Raw genomic sequence first — 14,619 nt, 5'->3', positions numbered from 1 at the left:
TAGAATATACTTCTTTAATTGAAACGTCACTTAAAAACTTACTGAGATACTCAGATCTTTCTTCGCCACATTTTGTAAGTGGTGGATCTGTAGAATTATTTGTATTGTAATCTTTTTCTGAATGTCTAACTAGATATATTGTAAATATTTCAGAACAATTTTGTGCACTTATTGGAGATTGAAACGTCAATAAGTTTAATATTAATAAAATATATTTTTTCATGATTTTATTTTATAAGTTTAATAAATAAATGCTTCAATTGTTTCTTTTTGAAAAATAAAACAACACTTATTTTCCAAATATAAGATTAATAGATATTTTTTGTGTATTTAAGAATATAAAAAACACAATTTAGGATAAACAAAGCTTATACCAATTTTTGAAATAAAAAAAACTTAGAATAAAAAAATTCAACTTTTACTAAAGTAATAATTCTAATATATTTATTACATTTGCAAAAAAAACACATCTTATGAAAAGAATAATATTAATAGCAGTACTTTTTTTAGGTTTAAATACCTTAAGTGCTCAAAATGAATCTGGTAAATGGTCTTTTGGCGCTACTATTAGTGCAATAGATTTTTCAGGTCCACAAACAAAACAATATTTTAACAAAATTTAATTCTCACCAACACATAAATACATACTCATTTTATCTTTAATAATTTTGAACTTATCTCTATGAATATTTAACATGCAATGGCAACGCAATAAGGGTTCAAAAAAGATGGAAATTACCAAAGGACTAAATTTACGAGCCCTGGAAATATTTGTAACTGTGGTTGAAAAAGAAAGCATGTCAAAAGCTTCACAGCACCTTGGCATGACTCAGTCCTCAATTTCCCAGCACATCACCCAGCAAGAGAATTTATTCTCCACAGTCCTATTTGACAGATCAATCCGCCCAATATCACTTACGCCCGCTGGTCACGTATATTATCAGCATGCACAGAAGGTACTCGAAACTGTCACTGATATGTGGGGTACCTTGCATAACCTTGATACTGCCCCTCTTAAGAAAGTCAGAATTTCTGTTATCGACACACTTGCAGATACTTTAATCCCTGAATTAACCCAATGCGTCGGAGAACTCTATCCGAAAGGAAGCGTTACAATCACCAGCGGTCAAACCGACGATCACAGGGAAGCCCTCATTAATCGAAAAACAGATATCATCATCACAATGGACCCAATGGATGATATTGACAAGATGGAGCGTTATCCACTTTATAAAGAGCCCTTTGTTCTGGTTACCCCCCAAGACAAACCTATTAAATTCATAAATAACGAAATACAGGCATCAGGATTGCCTTTTATTCGCTTCACCCCAAAGCTACCCGTCAGTAGATTAATAGAACAGCACCTAAGAAGACTAAAAATAAGACCACCCTACCGCTACGAACTGGACACAACCCGTTCCATCATGCCAATGATCGCAGCAGGTGCAGGATGGACAATAACAACCCCCACTGGATTACTTGAAAGTCGCCATTTTCTTCTGGGAGTGTCTATTTCCCCTCTTCCCTTTACACCGCTTCACCGCACAATTTCATTAGTCGCCAGAGAGCACGAACTTGGAGACCTCCCCTCACAATTGGCAAAAAAAGCTATTATGCACCTGCATCATACGACAAAATCTCTCTTAACGGCCGCTCTTCCAGATACTATCGAAGACATAATGTTTTACGGTTAGCCCTGCTTCGCACAGAGAACTGAAAACTGTATTTTTGCATATTCACACTAAAATATAGTGAATACCTGCTATTCACATTTTGAAGTGTTAAATAACTTGAAACACACATTCGAATAGTACATATCAACACCAACCGAACTCTATTAGTCAAAAAAAGCGAATCATCATGAGCTATATAAATATTAAGAAAATTCTTTCCGCTGCAACTTTTGCTGTGACCGCACTTGGCCTTTCCTTTACTTCTGCCAATGCAGAAGGTGACGAGAACCTGCTATCCACAATCAAAGATCGCGGCACAATCCTAATTGGCCTAGAAGCCACTTATCCGCCCTTCAACTACCAAGATGAAAGTGGTGAACTTGTCGGCTTTGAAGTTGATGTGGCAAAAGCTGTTGCAAAACGTATTGGTGTAAATGCAGAGTTCGTCCCAACAAAATGGGATGGTATGCTTGCAGGTCTCGAAACCAAACGTTTTGATATCATCACCAATCAGGTGACAATCACTGAAGAACGCCAAAAGAAATACGACTTTACACAACCTTATACTGTATCAGGTATTCAGGTGATCACCCGCGAAGACAAGAAAGCAGATTTTAACAACCCTGCTGATCTTTCAGGTAAAGCCGTTGGTGTAGGTTTGGGTAGCAACTACGAAGAATGGCTCACCCAAAATGTACCGGAAGCAAATGTTTCCACCTATGACGACAACGCTACAAAACTACAGGATCTACTTGTTGGTCGTTTGGATGCTTTCCTAAACGATCGTTTGGCCGCAACCTATCTTCTTGAAAATTCTGGCGGCAAAATTGTTGCAGCCGGAGAGCCCTTTGACAAACAACGCATGGGCATTGCGCTTCGCAAAGGGAACGCTGATCTGCTTAATGAACTAAATAAAGCATTAGATGAATTGCGTGCAGATGGTACACTCGCAAAAATTTCCCAAAAATGGTTTAAGCTAGACGCAACAAAATAACCTTAAAAGCTAACCCAGACTTAATTCGACATAACTGTCAGCCGACCTGAACAAACAACAATGGTAAATTCATGGATGTAATCGTCGACCTTATCCTGAAATCAGCTCCCTTCTTAATGAAGGGAACTGCCTTTACCGTTGGTCTCAGTGCCGGGTCCATGATCCTTGGGTTAAGTCTGGGATTTCTTATCGCTTTTATGCATCTCTCGCCATCAAAGTTAATACGTTGGCCAGCAATGTTCTTTGTTTCCTTTATCCGGGGAACACCGCTTATTGTACAACTCTTCCTCATCTATTACGGACTGCCAGAGTTTGGGGTCAGACTGGACCCTATTCCTGCGGCTCTCCTTGGCCTTAGCCTGAATGTTGGTGGTTACACAGGTGAGATTTTACGGGGCGCAATACAATCCGTGGATAAAAGCCACTGGGAAGCTGCCTATTCCATTGGCATGACCCCGGCACAGGCCATGAGGCGCTCCATCTTGCCGCAAGCTATCCGTGTTGCTTTACCTGCCCTTGGCAACACATTCCTCAGTCTCATAAAAGATACTGCGATTGCAGCGACTATTCAGGTGCCAGAACTGTTCCGTCAGGCACAGCTCATTTCAGCGAGAACCTACGAAGTGTTTGCCATGTATCTCAGTGCGGCTGCTATCTACTGGATCCTCTGTATTATTCTGTCCCGACTGCAAAGCAAAATGGAACAACGATCAAACCGTCACATGAGGGCAAACTAAGATGGACCGTAATAATAAAGAGACCATGATCGCGGTCAAAGGCCTCAAAAAATCCTTTGATAACAACCACGTGCTCTCTGACATTGATCTGAATGTACATAAAGGCGAAGTTCTGGCAATTATTGGCCCCAGTGGGTCAGGCAAGACAACCTTGTTACGATGCCTCAATTTTCTGGAAACACCAAATGGCGGTAACATCCGGATTTCGAGCACAACAGTTGATGCATCCCAAGATCTAAAGAAACAAAAAAAGGCCATCCGTGCCCTTAGGAAATCGGCTGGCTTTGTCTTTCAGAACTTTAATCTCTTTCCACACAGAACCGTTCTGGAAAACATCACCGAAGGCCCGGTCATTGTGAAGGGTGAAGAACCGGATTCTGCCGCAAAAAAAGCACGCAAGCTTTTGAAAAAAGTTGGCCTCGCGAATAAGGAAGACGCCTATCCTTCTGCGCTATCTGGTGGTCAACAACAGCGGGTCGCCATTGCTCGTGCGCTTGCCATGGAACCAGATGTTATCCTTTTCGACGAACCGACGTCAGCTCTCGATCCCGAGTTGGTGGGCGAAGTTCTTAACGTCATAAAAGAACTGGCGACCGAAGAACGAACACTGGTCATCGTGACCCACGAAATGGCCTTTGCTCGCGACGTTGCTGACCGCGTTATCTTTATGGCAGATGGACAAATTGTAGAAGAAGCCCCAGCAGAAGAGCTTTTTTCAGACCCTAAACGCGAAAGAACTAAAAAGTTTCTAAAAAAAATTCTGGAAAAGCAGTAATTCTGGGTAATCAGTAATTCTGGGGCTACTTCTGGGGCTACGGATTTTCTATCTCTTGCCGAATTTTCATATCTTTATATTCACTGGCAAGGATTGCGTAGAATACTTCGTCCCACCATGTGCCGTCAGACCGAGGAATACACTGTAAAAATTCCCCCTCCCTACGCATGCCAACTTTTTCCATCACACGAAAGGAAGCCGGATTTTGGGGTTGAGCTGTAGCCACAATTCTATGAATTTCAAGCTCTGAAAATCCTACATCAAGCAGCGCGGATGCAGCTTCACTCGCATACCCCCGCCCCTGAAATTCCGGCAATATAAGCCAACCAATTTCCCAGGTTTTCTCTACAAACCAAGGATGAAACGTCATTTCGCCAATAACGACATCAGTCATTTTATCTTCGACAACAAAATCCTTGGCATCCGCAGTCCCGGAAACACGAACATACTCTGCGTGCTCTTTATCGCTGTAAACACCAGTAGGAATCCACTTCCTCAGCTCAGGATCCTGGCTCATAGCTCTTGTCGGTTCCAGGTCCGTACTCTGGTACTGACGAATACGTAGTCTTGATGTTTCTAGCGGCAAAAGATCGAGAAAAGAAGAGGACATAAAGTATATATCTTTTAAAAACAGTAGATTTACGACGGAAAATTTGAAGAATTGATCGATGTCGATATTGCATAAAGTGCATCATAATAAATATTATTCATAGCCATTATCACAAATTTTCATTTAAAAACGCGCCCCTTTTTCCTATATCGTTATATACTACGCATTCTGGATATATTTACGCGTTAGACGCTATCCAAGAAAAGGAACAAAAATGGCCTATGTCGCAGAGCAAGCTGAAACGACTGATCTCATTTGGTCTTATATTCGTAAAGAAGCCAATGAAATGCTTGTCAAAGAGCCTGTGCTAGCTGGCTTCTTGCAATCTTCTATGCTCAACCATGACAATCTGGAAGCAGCCATTGGTTATATGTTGTCGGAAAAGCTGGGGAACAATGCCGTTTCTGCGCGACTTCTCGGGCAAGTGTTTGAAGACGCCTTTTCAGCAGACTCTAGCATTGGTCAATCCATTCGCTCTGATATCATAGCCGTTTTTGAAAGAGACCCCGCCTGTACATCCCATTTAGAACCTTTACTCTATTTCAAAGGTTTCCACGCTCTGCAATGCTATCGCCTAAGCCATTGGCTATGGAACAATAACCGACAGGCACTCGCGCTCTTTTTGCAAAACCGGATCTCTGAGGTTTTCGGACTGGATATCCACCCCGCAGCCAAAATTGGCAAAGGCATCATGATTGACCACGGCACAGGTGTTGTCATTGGTGAAACCACCGTCGTGGAAGATAATGTTTCTCTGCTGCAAAATGTAACGCTTGGCGGCACAGGTAAAGGCACAGGCGACCGACATCCTAAAATTCGTCAAGGCGCGCTTATTTGCGCAGGGGCGAAAATTCTCGGTAATATTGAAATCGGAGAATGCGCCAAGGTCGGTGCAACGTCAGTTGTTCTGGAAGATGTCCCCGCGCATTGTACTGCTGTCGGCGTCCCTGCAAAAATTGTTGGTAGTTGCTGCCCACAGCCCGCGCGTGAAATGGATCAAAGCCTACCCAAAGTTGATTGATCTTGTATACAGTTCTTTAAATTCGGTCGTAGCTCGATTTTTGTGAGATAAAAATTTAGGGAATCAGATAAACTTCTTGAACATCTTGGTTTGATCAAAGAGTTCTTCGAGGGTTTTCATCCTGCTCTTTGTTTCATCCCAGGTTTGGGTCTGCACACCTGCGATAACGGCTTCTACCAGGAAGAGTGTAACGACGAGGGAATCCCAAGCAGAAGGCACTTCGATACGTGAATTCAAACTATAGGTCGCCAACTTTGCGGCCGGAGACCCCCATTGATCGGTAAAAAGCACCAGCGTCACACCACGCGCTTTGGCAACTTCAGCCAACCGCAGAATGTCGTGCTCGTAACGTCTGATATCAAAAGCGACCAGTACATCCCCCTTGTTCATGTTTAAAACATAATGCGCCCAAGTATTTGAATTTGGGGCAACAAGCGTTACGCCCGAACGCATTACCTGCATATGAGTGAAAAAGTTATCTGCCATAGAGCGGGTAATCCGCCCACCAACGACATGAATTTCACGGTTCAGATCAGAAAGTAAATCGACAACTGCATTAAACTCTTTCGGGTCAATCTGCTTTAACGTTTGTCGCATATTCTCAGTAACAGCATCTGCAAAGCGGTTAAGAATATGCGTATCCGGTGCGCTTTCAGACCACAGATCATGCTTGGCAATGGGGCTGGATATTGTGGCTTTCAGTTCGATATGCAACTGCGCCTGCATCTGGGGAAACCCACCAAACCCAAGCTTTCTTGCCATTCTGGCAACCGTTGGCGTTGAAACGCCGGAATTTTCAGAAACGGCGGTAATACTGCCCAGACCTGAAACGGGATAATCTTCTAATATGGCATTTGCCAACTGTCTTTCTGCCCGTGTCAAGCTATCGAATTGCTTACGAATTCGTTCAGCAACAGTCAGATTCTGATTTGTACCCATTTTCGGTTTCTATTCCATCCGTAACGTTATCAGTACCCTGTAATCATACCAATAGGTTGATAATCAATACCTAGTCTAAACACAAATGAAGAAATTTCTCCATATTTTATTTCTCTGAAACAATATTTTCAGAAAATATCTTGACTTATTTTTCAATTCTGAAAATATAATTTCAAAAATAAGCTAATAAAATACCTGGGGTAAGGTTCTTGTCGAACGAGTTATTAAATTCCGTTGATAATTCTACACCTGAAAGTGTGGTCAAAACGACTAATCTTTCAGGCAACGGAGAGTATGTGATTATCTGCGAACATGCCTCTAACCATATTCCTTCTGAATACAACAATTTGGGCCTTAGCGATAGCGATATAAATCAACACATCGCATGGGACCCCGGTGCATTGGCTGTCGCACAACATCTATCGAAACAACTTGATGCCCCCCTTGTCGAACAGTGTGTATCCAGACTGGTATATGACTGTAATCGTCCGCCCGAAGCATTGAACGCTATGCCATTTCAAAGCGAAATCTTTGAAATCCCCGGTAACGCAAACCTGAGTCAAGAAGAGCGGGACAAAAGAATAAACGGTGTTTATAAGCCTTTTAAAGATGCCGTCAGCAAATGCCTCGACCAAAAAACAGCTGACGGTCATAAACCTGTCATCATAACAGTTCATTCTTTCACCCCGATCTATAAGGGGCAGGAAAGGGACGTCGAAATTGGTTTTTTGCATGACAAAGACAGTCGTTTTGCCGACCAGCTGATCAAGTCTTTTGCGGCACAAACATCCGATTATGCCTTGAGATTAAACGAGCCTTACGCCCCCGTTGACGGCGTGACACACACACTGACTGAACACGCCCTACCCAGGGGGTTAATGAATGTTATGCTGGAAATAAGAAACGATTTGATCTCAGATCAAAAGACACAAAAACAGATGGCATCCCTATTAAACAAAGCAATAAAAGAAGCAAAAGAAGCTCTGGACAATCAACAAATTCAGACCGCTTCAACAACCAAACAAACGAGCCTGGGAAACTGAAATGCCCAATATAATAAGATCCTACGTCAAGGGAGTTGATACATTAAACCGGTTTACAGGGCTGGTTACGATGCATCTTATCTTCGTCATGATCGGGTTACTCCTCTATTCCTCTCTTTCCCGAACACTGTTTGATACCCCCATCAATTCAGTCGTAACAATATCCCAGTTCCTTATGTCTGCTTACTACCTATTAGGTGGTGGCTTTTCCATGCAGGAAGATGCCCACGTACGAATGGATCTTTTCTATAGTAGATGGTCTTCCAAAGGCAAAGCCAAGATGGATGTTTTTACGTCCATTTTCTTGATGTTTTATCTCGTTATTCTTCTTTACGGTGCCGTATCCAGCACGATGTACACCATTGAAGTTGGGCAAAAAACCCGCACATTGATTCAATACCCACTTGCACCAATTAAGATTCTCATGACTTTGGGTGTCTTGCTTATGCTTTTACAAGCAACTGCAACTTTCTTTAAAGATCTGGCCAAAGCCAGAGGAGTTACACTGTAATGAGTTATGAAATGATCGCATTACTGATGTTCTCAACCATGATGGTCATGATGTTAACTGGCCAACGTGTTTTTGGAGCTATCGGTTTTGTTGCCGCAGTTGCAGCGCTTTTTCTTTGGGGTGAAGGCGGCGTAGAAATGCCGTTCACAGCCGCCTCAAAATTAATGAGTTGGTATCCCCTCCTCACATTGCCTCTCTTTGTATTCATGGGCTACATGCTTTCTGAATCCGGAATTGCAAGTGATCTCTATAAAATGTTCCATGTCTGGATGGGGCCTCTTCATGGTGGTCTTGCGATCGGCACCATCTGTCTTATGGTTCTCATTTCAGCAATGAACGGCCTGTCTGTTGCCGGTATGGCAATCGGCGCGACCATTGCTTTGCCCGAAATGCTTCGACGCGGTTATGACAAGGTTATGGTAACAGGGGTGATTCAGGCGGGAAGCTCGCTTGGTATTCTTGTTCCCCCAAGTGTTGTTCTTGTTCTTTACGGCATGATTGCCCGTCAACCCGTGAGTGACCTGTGGCTTGCCGGAGCAATTCCTGGCCTAATGCTGGCAACCATGTTTGTCGTCTATATTGTTGTCAGATGTCGCTTGCAGCCAGAACTTGGCCCTGTGCTCCCCAAAGAAGAACGTCAGATGCCGTTGGGCGAAAAATTAGCCTTGTTGAAAGCCGGTATCCTGCCACTTTTAATCTTTGTATTTATGACTGGCTTCTTTGTCGCAGGTGTCACCAGCCTTGTTGAAAGTTCCGCTGTTGGCGCGACCGCTGCGATGCTTGCAGCTCTCTTTAGAAAGCGACTAACTTTTAAAGTCCTGGAAACCACAATCAGACAAACGCTGGGTATCAGCTGTATGTTTATGTGGATTATCCTGGCCGCTCTTGCCTTTGGTGCCGTTTTTGATGGTCTTGGCGCCGTCAAAGCAATCGAGAGCCTCTTCCTTGAAAAATGGGGCCTAAGCCCTTGGGAAATTCTTATCCTGATGCAGCTTTCCTATATCGTGATGGGAATGTTCCTGGATGACACCGCTATGCTGGTGATTGTAGCGCCACTTTACATTCCGCTTGTTATCAGCCTAGGCTTTAACCCAATTTGGTATGGTGTTCTCTATACCATCACTGTTCAGGTTGCCTATATGACACCACCTTTTGGTTACAACCTTTTCTTAATGAAGGCCATGGCGCCACCTGAAATTTCACTAGTCGATATCTATCGCTCGGTGATCCCTTTTGTCCTGATCATGATTTTCGCATTAGTGATTGTTATGTCATTCCCTGAAATTGCTCTTTGGTTACCTGAGTACGTCAAAGGCTAAACACGGGATGATGCAAAGTATGATTTTTGACAGGAGGTTAAATAAGTAAAAAGTGAAGACTAAACTACACGAATAAAGTGAAAGAGCTTAAACCGCTCGAGTTTTCTCGGGATATTAATAAGTTTAAACAGGGAGTATCTATACGATGACGAATAGACGCGATTTTCTAAAAAAAGCTGGTATGGCAACCGTTGGTGCCGCTGGCGCATCTGCTTTAGCAGCACCAGCTGTCCACGCGCAATCCACAATCAAGTGGCGCCTGCAAACTTATGCTGGCCCTGCTCTGGGTGAGCACGTAATCAAACCAGCTATTGATGCTTTTAACAAAGCAGCAAACGGTGAAATGGTTATCGAACTGTTCTATGCTGATCAGTTGGTCCCAACGGGCGAGCTGTTCCGTGCCATGCAAAAGGGTACAATTGATGCGGTTCAAAGTGATGACGATTCAATTGCTGCACCTGTAGATGTATCTGTATTTGGCGGATACTTCCCATTCGGCACGCGCTACAGCCTTGATGTGCCAGTTCTTTTCAATCAGTACGGCCTGAATGAAATCTGGGAAGAAGCTTATGACGAAGTTGACGGCGTAAAATGGCTGTCCGCTGGTGCATGGGATCCATGTCACTTCGCAACCAAAGACCCAATCCGTAGCCTTGCAGACCTAAAAGGTAAACGCGTATTTACCTTCCCGACAGCTGGTCGCTTCTTGTCCCGTTTTGGTGTTGTTCCAGTAACACTGCCTTGGGAAGATATCGAAGTTGCCATGCAGACTGGTGAGCTTGATGGTATCGCTTGGTCCGGTATTACCGAAGATTACACTGTTGGTTGGGCTGATGTGACTAACTACTTCCTCACCAACAATATTTCTGGTGCATGGTGTGGTTCTTTCTTTGCAAACGAAGACCGTTGGAATGAAGTGCCTGAGCACCTCAAAACGCTCTTCAAACTCTGCATGGATAGCTCACACTACTACCGTCAGCACTGGTACTGGGGTGGCGAAGCACAGCTGCGTACCGAAGGTACAAAACTTGAGCTTACAACTATTCCTGATGAAGAGTGGGCAACTGTCGAAGCAGAAGCTTACAAATTCTGGGACGAGATCGCAGAACAGAGCGATCGCTCCAAGCGTGTTGTTGATATCCTCAAGAAATATGCAAAAACAATGGAAAAAGCTGGTAAACCTTACCGTTACGGCTAATCCCATCGTTACAATGTCACAGCCCGACACCCGGGCTGTGACACCTTTATAAACATTTAAAATAAGAGTTTAGCTATGTCCGGCAATCTTTCCTTTGAAGATCTTAATAAAGCCGTCTCCAGCGGCGAGATTGACACCGTCCTTGTATGTCAGGTCGATATGCAGGGTCGCCTTATGGGCAAACGGTTCCATGCTGATTATTTTGTCAATGGTGGCCACAAAGAAACCCACAGCTGTAACTATCTTCTGGCAACAGATATGGAGATGGAAACAGTAGAGGGCTATAAATCCACCAGTTGGGAATCAGGTTATGGCGACTACACCATGAAACCGGACCTCAGCACTCTGCGGCGCGTTCCATGGCTTGAAGGCACTGCCTTTGTCATGTGCGATATGCTCGACCATCACACCCACGCAGAAGTTCCTCATTCACCGCGCGCCATTCTCAAGAAACAGGTCGCCCGCTTGGAAGCAATGGGGATGAAGGCCTATATGGCCTCTGAACTGGAATTTTTTCTTTTTGAGAACTCTTTTGAAGATGCCCAAAAAGGCGGGTACCATTCATTGGAAACTCTTGGGAAGTATAACGAAGATTATCACATCTTTCAGACAACCAAAGAAGAAGGCGTTATGCGCGCGATCCGTAATGGATTGCATGGTGCCGGTATTGTGGTTGAATGCTCAAAAGGCGAAGCCTCTGCAGGACAGGAAGAGATCAACGTCAAGTACGACGACGCCCTGATTTCAGCCGATAACCACGTTTTCATCAAGAATGGTTGTAAGGAAATTGCTTGGCAAAAGGGCAAAGCCCTCACCTTCCTCGCTAAATGGCATAATGATGCAGCTGGCAGCTCTTCCCACGTGCACCAGTCACTTTGGTCTGCAGATGGCAAAGAAGCCCTGTTCCATGATCCCAATGGTGAATACGGCATGTCAGAGCTGATGCGTCAGTATGTTGCTGGCCTTCTGCACAACGCCAGCGATCTGACCTATTTCCTCGCACCTTACATCAACTCCTACAAACGCTTTGCCGAAGGTACCTTTGCCCCGACAAAAGCAATCTGGAGCAAGGACAATCGTACAGCTGGCTATCGCCTATGTGGCGAAGGCACCAAAGCTATTCGTATCGAATGTCGTGTCGGTGGTTCCGACTTAAACCCATACCTCGCCATGGCAGCCTTACTGGCAGCTGGTATTGATGGCATTGAAAACAAGCGTGAACTTGAAGCCGAATTCAAAGGCGATGCCTACGCATCCGAAAATGCGCGCTCTATCCCCAATACTCTTCGTGGTGCAGCCAAAGCCCTGAACAAATCTGCCATGCTGCGTGCAGCCATGGGCGATGATGTCGTCGACCATTACACCCGTGCAGCAGAATGGGAACAAGAAGAGTTTGACCGCCGCGTCACCGACTGGGAAGTCGCCCGCGGTTTCGAACGCGCATAAGAAAATAAACACAAACACCTTCTTAAGCGTCTGAGCAAGCCGTCTTCCCAAACAAATAAGCAAGCCAGACGCATAGCCCTCACCTTCTTGGTGGGGGCTTTTTTTTGCTAAGCATATTGCATTGGGAGTAATGCCCTCAAAAACGACGGCAAATGGTTAGGAAGCAGCCTCTACCGGGTACAAAGATTTGAATGTTAACTCCACAGCCTTTCTGGCGCGTTGTTCCCAATCATCACGTCTTGTCCATTGATCCTGAATGGTGATACCCGGCTTTCTTTTATCGCCATGAACAATCCGGTTCCTGAGCTTGTTCATCCAGGAAAGTTCTTTCGGATCAATCCACGAAAGCTGAGTACCATGCTCTTTAACTTGTGCCTGAATAATAGAGGAACAAAGAATAATCGTTGCAGCCCAAGCCCCAACGCAGAAGGTAGCCTGTAAATCTATCATCAGCGCACATGCCTGTTCGCTTGGGGCTTGCGAACCTGATTGACTGTATTCAGTCTCAAGATCTTCAAACCAGAACCGGCGGTCTGACCAAATTACATCCTTGGGAAGATCAAGTTGATCCATAATGCATTCCTATCAACATCCGACAAAACTATTCTTTGCAACAATAGCTTATCATCAATAAGGCAGTATCGACACAACAAGATAACGCCCAATAAAAAAGGGCCGTATAAAACGACCCTTTTCTGTTCTATATCGAGAAGATGTTTTACTCGAATTCAATAATCACCTGATCGACGACAAGGCTTTCACCAGCTGCGGCAGAAACCTTGCTCACGACGAGATCTTTTTCAGCACGAAGAATGTTTTCCATCTTCATGGCTTCGATGACAGCAAGTTCTTCACCTGCTTTCACTGCCTGACCTTCTTCAACAGCAACAGAAACCAAAAGTCCTGGCATTGGTGACATTAAGAACTTGGACATGTCAGGCGGCAGTTTTTCTGGCATCAATTCGTTATAAGCGGCCAAACGACTTTCGACGACCAATGCTTCAACCGTTAATCCCGACAAGGTTAACTTGAGTGCTGGTCCTCTGCGGTCAATCTGAATAACAGTCTCTTTGCCGTTCACTTCACCGAAAAAGACAGGTTCATGAGCGAGCCAATCTCCCCGGATCAAGGTTTCAAAACCATCCCCTGAAACTAGATATCCGTCATCTTGAAGATCAATAAGAACAGGGTGTGCTTTACGATCAACAAATACCGTAAGCTCAACTGGGATATCGACACCAGCAATACCGTTCAAATGTGCTGCAAGCGCGGTTTGTTCAGATAAGTTTGTTTGTAAAACAGCCGCAACAGAAATTAGCGTTTTCAGCTGTTCATCTGTGGCTTCAAGGCCAAGGAACCCATCTGGGAATTCTTCGGCAATATAATTTGTCGTCAAGCGCCCTTCAACAAAGCGATCCTGGGACATAACAGCAGAAAGAAAGCCCATGTTATGGTTAATACCGCGGATATAGTATGAATCCAGCGCCGTACGCATGGACTCAATAGCTGATAACCGATCTGGGCCGTAGGTACACAGCTTGGCAATCATAGGATCATAGAACATAGAGATCTCTGATCCTTCCTCAACACCTGTATCCACACGGATCACAGGGCGCCCGTTATACTCTTCGTCTGATTCCGGTGCTTCATAACGGACAAGACGTCCAATCGAAGGCAGGAAATTCCTCAGTGGATCTTCGGCATAAACACGGGATTCAACCGCCCAACCTTCCAGTTTGACTTCATCCTGTTTCAACCCAAGTTCCTCGCCGGCAGCAACCCGGATCATCCATTCAACGATATCAATCCCGGTAATTAGCTCGGTAACAGGGTGTTCCACCTGAATACGTGTATTCATTTCAAGGAAGTAAAAATTCTTGTCTTTATCGACAATGAACTCCACCGTACCCGCAGAATGATAATTTACGGCGTGGCCAAGGGCGACAGCTTCAGATCCCATCGCCGTGCGTGTGGCTTCATCCAGAAACGGGGATGGCGCTTCTTCAATTACCTTTTGGTGACGACGTTGAATGGAACATTCCCGCTCACCAAGATGGATGATGTTACCGTGCTTATCACCAATCACTTGAATTTCAATATGACGCGGTTCTTCGATAAATTTTTCAATGAAAATTCTATCATCACCAAAGCTGGAACGGGCTTCGTTTTGTGCTGAACGATAGCCTTCGCGTGCTTCCTCGTCATTATAGGCAACACGCATTCCCTTACCACCACCACCGGCAGAGGCCTTGATCATAACGGGATAACCGATATCGCTGGAAATTTTGACAGCTTCGTCAGCGTCTTCAATCAAATCCATATGCCCGGGAACCGTGCTCACATTTGACTTTTG

General features: G+C 44.4%; 15 protein-coding genes. 10 read left to right on the top strand and 5 right to left on the bottom strand.

Going from position 1 to position 14,619, the window contains the following annotated elements; genetic code table 11:
- Positions 1-223 (bottom strand): histidine phosphatase family protein (locus tag Q0241_RS00995; protein WP_299371696.1); only part of this gene is annotated, 223 nt, incomplete at its 3' end.
- Between the two features lie 505 nt (positions 224-728).
- On the opposite strand from Q0241_RS00995, the gene Q0241_RS00990 reads away from it, so the two are divergent.
- The 4 genes from Q0241_RS00990 to tcyN all read left to right on the top strand — a co-directional run bounded on the left by Q0241_RS00990 (position 729) and on the right by tcyN (position 4,179).
- Positions 729-1,694 (top strand): LysR family transcriptional regulator, encoded by a 966-nt coding sequence (locus tag Q0241_RS00990; protein ID WP_299371693.1) that lies wholly within the window; start codon positions 729-731, stop codon positions 1,692-1,694.
- 166 nt (positions 1,695-1,860) lie between these two features.
- Positions 1,861-2,667, top strand: a complete 807-nt coding sequence (tcyJ, locus tag Q0241_RS00985; protein ID WP_299371690.1) for a cystine ABC transporter substrate-binding protein — start codon at positions 1,861-1,863, stop codon at positions 2,665-2,667.
- A 71-nt stretch (positions 2,668-2,738) separates the two neighbouring features.
- The gene (gene tcyL / locus Q0241_RS00980; protein ID WP_299371687.1) at positions 2,739-3,404 is read left to right on the top strand and encodes a cystine ABC transporter permease; all 666 of its coding nucleotides are present in this window, start codon (positions 2,739-2,741) and stop codon (positions 3,402-3,404) included.
- A 25-nt stretch (positions 3,405-3,429) separates the two neighbouring features.
- Positions 3,430-4,179 carry an L-cystine ABC transporter ATP-binding protein TcyN gene (tcyN, locus tag Q0241_RS00975; protein ID WP_366941141.1) on the top strand — a complete coding sequence of 250 codons (750 nt, stop codon included), beginning with the start codon at positions 3,430-3,432 and terminating at the stop codon, positions 4,177-4,179.
- A 37-nt stretch (positions 4,180-4,216) separates the two neighbouring features.
- On the opposite strand, the gene Q0241_RS00970 is transcribed toward tcyN, so the two are convergent.
- Positions 4,217-4,789: a GNAT family N-acetyltransferase gene (locus tag Q0241_RS00970; protein WP_299371681.1), complete on the bottom strand. Its 573-nt coding sequence runs from the start codon at positions 4,787-4,789 to the stop codon at positions 4,217-4,219.
- A 214-nt stretch (positions 4,790-5,003) separates the two neighbouring features.
- On the opposite strand from Q0241_RS00970, the gene cysE reads away from it, so the two are divergent.
- Positions 5,004-5,810 (top strand): serine O-acetyltransferase, encoded by an 807-nt coding sequence (cysE, locus tag Q0241_RS00965; protein ID WP_299371678.1) that lies wholly within the window; start codon positions 5,004-5,006, stop codon positions 5,808-5,810.
- Between the two features lie 63 nt (positions 5,811-5,873).
- On the opposite strand, the gene Q0241_RS00960 is transcribed toward cysE, so the two are convergent.
- On the bottom strand, positions 5,874-6,749 hold the full coding sequence (locus Q0241_RS00960) for a MurR/RpiR family transcriptional regulator (protein WP_299371676.1): 876 nt from the start codon (positions 6,747-6,749) through the stop codon (positions 5,874-5,876).
- Positions 6,750-6,958: 209 nt separating this feature from the next.
- On the opposite strand from Q0241_RS00960, the gene Q0241_RS00955 reads away from it, so the two are divergent.
- The 5 genes from Q0241_RS00955 to Q0241_RS00935 all read left to right on the top strand — a co-directional run bounded on the left by Q0241_RS00955 (position 6,959) and on the right by Q0241_RS00935 (position 12,266).
- A complete protein-coding gene (locus Q0241_RS00955; RefSeq protein ID WP_299371674.1) occupies positions 6,959-7,792 on the top strand; it encodes an N-formylglutamate amidohydrolase in 834 nt (277 codons plus the stop codon).
- Position 7,793: 1 nt separating this feature from the next.
- Entirely contained in the window at positions 7,794-8,303 is a 510-nt protein-coding gene (locus tag Q0241_RS00950) for a TRAP transporter small permease subunit (protein ID WP_299371672.1), read from the top strand.
- Positions 8,303-9,622, top strand: a complete 1,320-nt coding sequence (locus Q0241_RS00945; protein WP_299371670.1) for a TRAP transporter large permease subunit — start codon at positions 8,303-8,305, stop codon at positions 9,620-9,622. The genes Q0241_RS00950 and Q0241_RS00945 overlap by 1 nt, the downstream gene beginning before the upstream one ends.
- A gap of 145 nt (positions 9,623-9,767) precedes the next feature.
- Positions 9,768-10,820 (top strand): TRAP transporter substrate-binding protein, encoded by a 1,053-nt coding sequence (locus Q0241_RS00940; RefSeq protein WP_299371668.1) that lies wholly within the window; start codon positions 9,768-9,770, stop codon positions 10,818-10,820.
- Positions 10,821-10,895: 75 nt separating this feature from the next.
- Entirely contained in the window at positions 10,896-12,266 is a 1,371-nt protein-coding gene (locus Q0241_RS00935) for a glutamine synthetase family protein (protein ID WP_299371666.1), read from the top strand.
- A gap of 156 nt (positions 12,267-12,422) precedes the next feature.
- Here Q0241_RS00935 and Q0241_RS00930 read toward each other — a convergent pair whose 3' ends face one another.
- Both Q0241_RS00930 and Q0241_RS00925 read right to left on the bottom strand, forming a co-directional pair.
- Positions 12,423-12,839, bottom strand: a complete 417-nt coding sequence (locus tag Q0241_RS00930; protein ID WP_299371664.1) for a hypothetical protein — start codon at positions 12,837-12,839, stop codon at positions 12,423-12,425.
- 145 nt (positions 12,840-12,984) lie between these two features.
- A partial coding sequence (locus Q0241_RS00925) for a biotin/lipoyl-containing protein (protein WP_299371662.1) occupies positions 12,985-14,619 on the bottom strand: 1,635 nt, incomplete at its 5' end.

The organism is uncultured Kiloniella sp., from assembly GCF_937128705.1.
Lineage (GTDB): Bacteria > Pseudomonadota > Alphaproteobacteria > Kiloniellales > Kiloniellaceae > Kiloniella.
The sequence above is the reverse complement of the archived record's forward strand: the minus strand, read 5'-3'. Positions and strand labels throughout refer to the sequence as shown.

Bases quoted from the DNA above. Each gene is read 5' to 3' on its own strand.
- Q0241_RS00990 (WP_299371693.1), top strand. From the start codon at position 729: ATGGAAATTACCAAAGGACTAAATTTACGAGCCCTGGAAATATTTGTA.
- tcyJ (WP_299371690.1), top strand. From the start codon at position 1,861: ATGAGCTATATAAATATTAAGAAAATTCTTTCCGCTGCAACTTTTGCT.
- tcyL (WP_299371687.1), top strand. From the start codon at position 2,739: ATGGATGTAATCGTCGACCTTATCCTGAAATCAGCTCCCTTCTTAATG.
- tcyN (WP_366941141.1), top strand. From the start codon at position 3,430: ATGATCGCGGTCAAAGGCCTCAAAAAATCCTTTGATAACAACCACGTG.
- Q0241_RS00970 (WP_299371681.1), bottom strand. From the start codon at position 4,789: ATGTCCTCTTCTTTTCTCGATCTTTTGCCGCTAGAAACATCAAGACTA.
- cysE (WP_299371678.1), top strand. From the start codon at position 5,004: ATGGCCTATGTCGCAGAGCAAGCTGAAACGACTGATCTCATTTGGTCT.
- Q0241_RS00960 (WP_299371676.1), bottom strand. From the start codon at position 6,749: ATGGGTACAAATCAGAATCTGACTGTTGCTGAACGAATTCGTAAGCAA.
- Q0241_RS00950 (WP_299371672.1), top strand. From the start codon at position 7,794: ATGCCCAATATAATAAGATCCTACGTCAAGGGAGTTGATACATTAAAC.
- Q0241_RS00945 (WP_299371670.1), top strand. From the start codon at position 8,303: ATGAGTTATGAAATGATCGCATTACTGATGTTCTCAACCATGATGGTC.
- Q0241_RS00940 (WP_299371668.1), top strand. From the start codon at position 9,768: ATGACGAATAGACGCGATTTTCTAAAAAAAGCTGGTATGGCAACCGTT.
- Q0241_RS00935 (WP_299371666.1), top strand. From the start codon at position 10,896: ATGTCCGGCAATCTTTCCTTTGAAGATCTTAATAAAGCCGTCTCCAGC.
- Q0241_RS00930 (WP_299371664.1), bottom strand. From the start codon at position 12,839: ATGGATCAACTTGATCTTCCCAAGGATGTAATTTGGTCAGACCGCCGG.